Raw genomic sequence first — 640 nt, forward strand, 5'->3', positions numbered from 1 at the left:
CTTCCGTCTTTTGTCAGTCTGGCCTAAACCTGTACTGCAAACTTTGGGTATCAAAGAGGAAAAGGAGCAAGAGTTCAGATGTACATCGGAATTACTCTTTGATCTGACCAGAGACCTTGAACCCCATCGACAAGAACTGAAGAAAGACGACTTCTGGAGGGTAAAGGAACGAAAGTTATTGGCTCTTATGGCTGGAGAGGCTCCGTGTAAACAGAGCAATGGTCCGGGCACTTATACCTCAAACATCCCCGTTTGTGATTCTGACACATTTTGAACCTTTACTCCCTCACCATCATCCATATAAGACATTGGTTGAAAACCCTCCTGACATAACAGCTATAAAGGTTTATTCAGAGTATGTACTTCCCGCCACACTATGTGAGAGGCCACCATGACCGACAGGCACCTCCTCCTCGCAGGAAAAACGGCCCCAGTAGACATAGGCCTTATACATCCAGCACACGTGGTTCTCGATATTCCAGGCGTACAGGTCACTCTGAGCACCGCCAGCTTTCACAACGGCGTTCCCAGCACTCCCCGGCTTACTCTCGTGTACAGGCATATCACGACATCGATCATGGGTTCTGCCTTTTGAAAACCAACCCCCAAGGGGCATTAGAGGAGGCCAGGACGCTATTAA

Annotated in this window: 2 protein-coding genes; one reads left to right on the forward strand and one right to left on the reverse strand. The window is 48.6% G+C overall.

Annotated elements, in window-relative coordinates; all coding sequences use genetic code 11:
- Positions 1 to 274 (forward strand): hypothetical protein (locus E1189_RS25005; RefSeq protein WP_230460057.1); only part of this gene is annotated, 274 nt, incomplete at its 5' end.
- A 72-nt stretch (positions 275 to 346) separates the two neighbouring features.
- On the opposite strand, the gene E1189_RS25010 is transcribed toward E1189_RS25005, so the two are convergent.
- Positions 347 to 640, reverse strand: a 294-nt coding sequence (locus tag E1189_RS25010; RefSeq protein WP_230460058.1) for a hypothetical protein, incomplete at its 5' end; no start/stop codon positions are given.

Source organism: Parendozoicomonas verongulae (assembly GCF_009711465.1).
In the GTDB taxonomy this organism is placed as follows: Bacteria; Pseudomonadota; Gammaproteobacteria; order Pseudomonadales; family Endozoicomonadaceae; genus Sansalvadorimonas; species Sansalvadorimonas verongulae.